The 5,800-nt window shown below is 34.0% G+C and carries 4 protein-coding genes; 2 read left to right on the top strand and 2 right to left on the bottom strand.

Annotated features, from left to right (window positions below; all coding sequences use genetic code 11):
• Position 1: 1 nt before the first annotated feature.
• Together ACOYLP_RS10245 and serS are read right to left on the bottom strand one after the other, a co-directional pair.
• Positions 2-1,780, bottom strand: a complete 1,779-nt coding sequence (locus ACOYLP_RS10245; protein ID WP_422856075.1) for a tetratricopeptide repeat protein — start codon at positions 1,778-1,780, stop codon at positions 2-4.
• A 156-nt stretch (positions 1,781-1,936) separates the two neighbouring features.
• Positions 1,937-3,208 carry a serine--tRNA ligase gene (serS, locus tag ACOYLP_RS10240; protein WP_422856074.1) on the bottom strand — a complete coding sequence of 424 codons (1,272 nt, stop codon included), beginning with the start codon at positions 3,206-3,208 and terminating at the stop codon, positions 1,937-1,939.
• A gap of 241 nt (positions 3,209-3,449) precedes the next feature.
• Between serS and ACOYLP_RS10235 the strand changes: the two genes are divergently transcribed.
• Positions 3,450-5,363 carry a M1 family aminopeptidase gene (locus ACOYLP_RS10235; protein WP_422856073.1) on the top strand — a complete coding sequence of 638 codons (1,914 nt, stop codon included), beginning with the start codon at positions 3,450-3,452 and terminating at the stop codon, positions 5,361-5,363.
• A gap of 78 nt (positions 5,364-5,441) precedes the next feature.
• Positions 5,442-5,800 (top strand): site-2 protease family protein (locus tag ACOYLP_RS10230; RefSeq protein ID WP_422856072.1); only part of this gene is annotated, 359 nt, incomplete at its 3' end.

Raw genomic sequence — 5,800 nt, 5'->3', positions numbered from 1 at the left:
TTTAAAGATTAGTATCTCCACGGAGTTTTCGGTACTTATTCCTCGAATCAACATAGAAAATACTGTCTTCGTGTTTAGTGAGCATTTCTTCATAGAGCAGTTTTGCCTTTTCGGAATCTTTTAGTTGAAGATTATAAATTTCGGCCGAAAAATAAAGCGCCTCATCAATATAAATACAGTCTTTATGTTTGGTGATAATTGCATCATAATTTGCTAAAGCATTGACAAAGTCACCCATTTTTTCATAGATTTTCCCAATACGTAAAAGTGTAACCGGTTCAATATCTTCCCCTTTGTGTTCTTTTAAAATAAGTTGAAATCCTGCTAAAGCGGCTGCTTTTTTATTTTGATATAAAAGAAAATCTGCACGGGCAAATTTTTTCAATGCAACCTGCAACGAATCTTCAACGGTATTGTCGCTTATTAATAAAAACAAATCCAAAGCGTCATTAGCTATTAATTGAGATGAAGCCGATTTAAGTACTTTCAATTGGTGAGATGCCCATTCAAAATCGGTTTTAAAATAGCTGGTTTTAGCAGTTTTTAAACTGGCTTCTTGACCAATTACATCGCCACTCATATCTTCATCAATTTGAGAATAATAAATCAATGCCTGATTGAATTTTTCTTCGAATAAAAGAATATCCGCCAATTCCATTTTTACTTCCGCCAATTGTGATCTGTTGATAGGCATTTCCATAGCACTTTTCAAAATCGCTTTGGCTTTTTCGGGATTGTTTAAATGGAACGCATTGAAATCGGCCTGCAGTTTTAAAAGCGAAAGAGTGTATGGACTTACACCAAATTCTTTTATCAGCTTATCTAATTCAGCCGTTATTGTTGGGTAATCTTTCTCTGTCGCGTGGTCAATTTTCATTTCAATCAAATAAGAATGCGACTGAATGAGTAAATCTAAATCACGTGTATTTTCAAGAACAAAATTCAAAATTTCGGTAGCTGAATCTTGGTCATTATCATCAATGGCCATTTGTCCTAAATTTACAATATTGGCAAAAGAATCAGGATTTCGTTTGTAGATTGCTTTTTGCTGAATAAAGGCTTTGCCATATTCCTTTTGTTGAATAAAAAGCCAGCTTAGGAAATCATTCCAAAAAATATCCTGCGTTTTTTGCGCTCGAAGTAACAGCGCTTTTTTCAACGAATCGTTAAAATTTGCATCCACATTTTCAGTCATAAATCGGGATAACTGGTTTTGAATTAAAGGAAGATTTTGTGGGTTTTGATACGCCTCTTGCAAGAAAGTATCAATCATCAAATCGGTATTGCCTTGTTGCCCATAAAGCGTTGCCATTTGAAAATTGAAACTCATTTTTGGATCTTTTTCCAGAGCGGTTTTATAAGCCAAAAGTGCATAATCTACAAGTGCCTTTCTTTCAAAAAAGTATGCAATTCCGTAGACTTCATTAGCATTTTTCTTGATTCTATCAATTGCCTGACTGTAATATTTATTGGCTTTCTCCTTGTTTTTTTGCAATTGGAAATTATAACCTAATTCAACCAGCAATTGATTTTGCTTGAATTTATCAAGTTGGACTTCTATAGCTTTTTGGGCTTTATCATACTGTTGCAACTGCTGATAGCACTCTATTATTCGTTGAAAATAATTAAAATTTCCAATCTGATTTTTTAACAAATCCTCATAACTCAACAATGCTTTTTCAAAATCTCCTCGGTCAAAATAATTATTCGCCAATTGCTCGTTTTGAGCATTAGCCCCAAGCGAAAAGAATAATATCAGTATTAAAAGATTTTTTTTCATGAATTTCGGTAAAAAATGAACAATGTACTAAAGTAAAACATTTGTGTTCAATTAATACATTGATTATGAAAGATTAACTTTTATGAAAACATATTTTTTACCATATAAAGCATATAAGTAAAATTAAGAAGTTTAACTTCTATGTCTTATTTGGTTTTAGTTTATAATATCAAATCCGGTATACTTGCGCAATACTTCTGGAATAACAATACCTTCCGGTGTTTGATAATTTTCTAGGATACCGGCTAAAACTCTTGGTAATGCCAATGAGCTTCCGTTCAGTGTGTGTGCTAATTGTGTTTTCCCTTCTTTCCCTTTGAAACGCAATTTCAGACGATTCGCCTGGAAGGTTTCGAAATTAGAAACGGAACTAATTTCCAACCACTTATCTTGTGCTGTAGAAAACACTTCGAAGTCATAAGTCAATGCCGAAGCAAATCCCATGTCGCCACCACAAAGGCGCAATACGCGGAAAGGCAATTTTAACTCTCGCATTATGTTTTTTACATGCTCTACCATTCCGTCTAAAGCTTCATATGATTTGTCAGGATGTTCAATTCGAACGATTTCTACTTTATCAAATTGGTGCAAACGATTTAATCCACGAACGTGTGAGCCATAAGAACCTGCTTCACGACGGAAACAAGGCGTATACCCTGTACACAAAATCGGCAATTCACTTTCTTGCAAAATAACATCACGGAAAATATTAGTTACTGGAACTTCCGCCGTTGGAATTAAATATAAATCATCGCTAGCGTCATGATACATTTGCCCTTCTTTATCGGGCAATTGTCCGGTTCCGTATGCTGAAGCTTCGTTTACCAAATGCGGCACTTGAAATTCTTGATAACCAGCTTCCGTATTTTTATCTAGGAAATAAGAAATCAGCGCACGTTGTAATTTGGCACCTTTGCCTTTATAAACCGGAAATCCAGCTCCGGTGATTTTTACCCCTAATTCAAAATCGATGATGTCGTATTTTTTTACCAATTCCCAGTGTGGCTGAGCACCTTCGTGCAAAACTGGAATAGTACCTTCTTCAAAAACGTTTTGGTTGTCATCCGGAGTTTTCCCTACCGGAACAATTTCGGCAGGAAGGTTAGGCAACAGATACATTTTTTGCAAAAGGTCATTAGCCAGTGCCTCGGATTTTTCAGCCAGTTCTTTACTTGTCTCTTTTAGCTGAACTGTTTTTAGTTTCAGGATTTCGGCTTTTGCTTTTTCACCACTTTTCATCAAATCGCCTATGGCTGATGATAGTTTGTTGGCTTCTGCTAATGTATTGTCTAAAGCTACTTGAGTGCTTCTTCTGTTTTCGTCTAATTGGATTACTTCTTCCACGAGTGTTTTCACATCCATGTTTCTTTTGGCGAGAGCCGTAATCACCTTTTCTTTATGATCTCTTATGTAACTTACTTGTAACATGACATTTTCTTTATAAGGACGCAAATTTAATGAAATGTTTGATATGAAGATAATTATTGTTTCTTATTGGCGTTTTGTTTTATCAAACTTTAAGTTGCATATGAATTTTAAAAAATTTGGATTAGAAAACATATTTTTAGGGTAAACTACTACGAAACTGTTTTTCTTATAGCATTTTACAAAAAAATTAATAATAGTTAGTTTTCTTTATTATTATATTCGCAAAAATTACTATAGTATCATGATTAAAAACTACTTTTTACTATTCTGTATTTCGATATGTTCTGTATTTGCTCAAAACAACGGTAATAAAACCAATAGTATTGCTGAAGCAGAAATGAAGTCAGCTTCACGATTGATGAATCTTCAAGTAAATGCGAATACTCAAAATTATGATGTTACTTATCATAAGTTAGAATTTACAATCAATCCAGCAGTTTATGCTATTACTGGAAAAGTTACTACTACTTTCAAAGCACTATCAAATATGTCAACTGTAATATTTGATTTTAATAACAACATGTCAGTTAGTTCTGTGAAAAGTGGTGCGACAAATCTAACTTTTACGCAAAATGCCAATAAAGAATTGGTTATTACTTTGCCAACAACATTAACGACAGGCAATTTTGGAACTGTAGAAATTAATTATTCTGGCGCACCTTCAACAGGAGAACAAGCTTTTACTAAAAGCTCTCATAATGGCACTCCAATAATTTTCACACTTTCCGAACCTTTTGGCGCTAGAGATTGGTGGCCCTGTAAACAAGATTTAAATGATAAAGTAAATAGTATTGATGTTTATATAACAGCACCATCACAATATGTAAGTGTTGCCAATGGAGTAGAAGTAGACGCGCCAGTTATCAATGCACCCAATAAAACCACTCATTTCAGACATTCTTATCCTATTCCGGCTTATTTAATAGCTATAGCGGTTACCAATTATCAAGTGTATAATCAAACCGCCGGTGTAGGAACTACTTTCCCAATAGTTAACTATATCTATCCTGAAAATTATGCCTCTTCTGTTTTTGATTTAGATCAAACACCAGCGATAATGAATTTATATGAAACGTTATTTGAACCTTATCCATTCAGAAATGAAAAATACGGTCATGCTCAGTTTGGTTGGGGAGGAGGAATGGAACACACTACGGTATCGTTTATGTATAATTTCGACAGACAATTGATAGCACATGAATTAGGTCATCAATGGTTTGGTGATAAAATTACCTGTGGTTCATGGAAAGACATTTGGTTAAACGAAGGTTTTGCTACTTATATGGCTACTTTAGTTATTGAAGATTTTGATGGGTTGGCTGCTTTTGTATCCGAAAAGCAAAGTATGATTGATTATATTATTTCTAGTCCAAATGGGAATCTATATTTAACAGATGCTCAAGCTACTAATGTAAATAGGATTTTCAGCAGTCGTTTGAGTTATAATAAAGGCGCGATGGTTTTAGAAATGTTGCGTTTTAAACTTGGAGATGCTTTGTTTTTTCAAGGAGTTAAAAATTATTTAGCTGATCCAAATTTGGCCTACAAATATGCAGTAACTACGGATTTACAAGCCCATTTGGAAGCCGTTTATGGTCAGGATTTAACCGAGTTTTTTAATGATTGGATTTACAATCAAGGGTATCCAACCTATTCAATTACGGCTCAAAATTGGGGCGTTGGCCAGGCAAAATTTGTAATTAACCAAACCCAATCAGATCCTTCAGTTTCTTATTTTGAAATGCCGATTCCGGTTAGAATTTATGGAGCCCTCGGACAACAAGCTGATATAGTATTGAACAATACTTTTAACGGAGAACAAATTATTACAAATGTTCCTTTTGCTATTACTGGTGCAGATTTTGATCCGGAACGACATTTAATAGCTGCTAATTCTATGATTACGTTAGGGAATCAAATTTTTGATATAGACAATGCGGTGTCAATTTACCCTAATCCGAGTTCAGATGCAATTCACATTCAAATGCCGGTTACCTCGACATTAAGAAAAGTAATTGTTTACAACAGTCTGGGTCAAAAAGTCATAGAAAATTCAAGTTTAGATTTTTCTATAAATAGCTTGTCAACGGGTGTTCATTATATAGATATTCAAACAACAGAAGGCATTTATCATAAAAAATTCATAAAAAAATAGGCATAAATTAATTATTGTGTGCAAGAGTAAGGCGGAAACCTTACTTTTGTGCGTTTAAAAGAAACCGATACATAAGAAATGGAAATTGCAATCAAATTATCTCAATTTTTACTGAGTTTATCTTTACTAATAATACTTCACGAATTAGGGCATTTTATTCCTGCCAAATTATTTAAAACACGAGTAGAAAAATTCTATTTGTTTTTTGATATCAAGTTTTCTTTACTAAAAAAGAAAATCGGCGAAACCGAATATGGTATTGGTTGGTTGCCATTGGGAGGTTATGTAAAAATATCAGGAATGATAGATGAAAGCATGGACAAGGAACAAATGGCATTGCCACCACAACCTTGGGAGTTTCGTTCTAAACCAGCTTGGCAACGATTAATTATTATGCTTGGCGGTGTTACAGTAAATTTTATTTTGGCGTTTATCAT

It is taken from the genome of Flavobacterium sp., from assembly GCF_049318325.1.
Classification (GTDB): Bacteria; Bacteroidota; Bacteroidia; order Flavobacteriales; family Flavobacteriaceae; genus Flavobacterium.
This window is presented reverse-complemented; position numbering and strand designations above follow the sequence as displayed.

Excerpts from the sequence above, each read along its gene's own strand:
- ACOYLP_RS10235 (WP_422856073.1), top strand. The coding sequence starts at position 3,450 with ATGATTAAAAACTACTTTTTACTATTCTGTATTTCGATATGTTCTGTA.
- ACOYLP_RS10245 (WP_422856075.1), bottom strand. The coding sequence starts at position 1,780 with ATGAAAAAAAATCTTTTAATACTGATATTATTCTTTTCGCTTGGGGCT.
- serS (WP_422856074.1), bottom strand. The coding sequence starts at position 3,208 with ATGTTACAAGTAAGTTACATAAGAGATCATAAAGAAAAGGTGATTACG.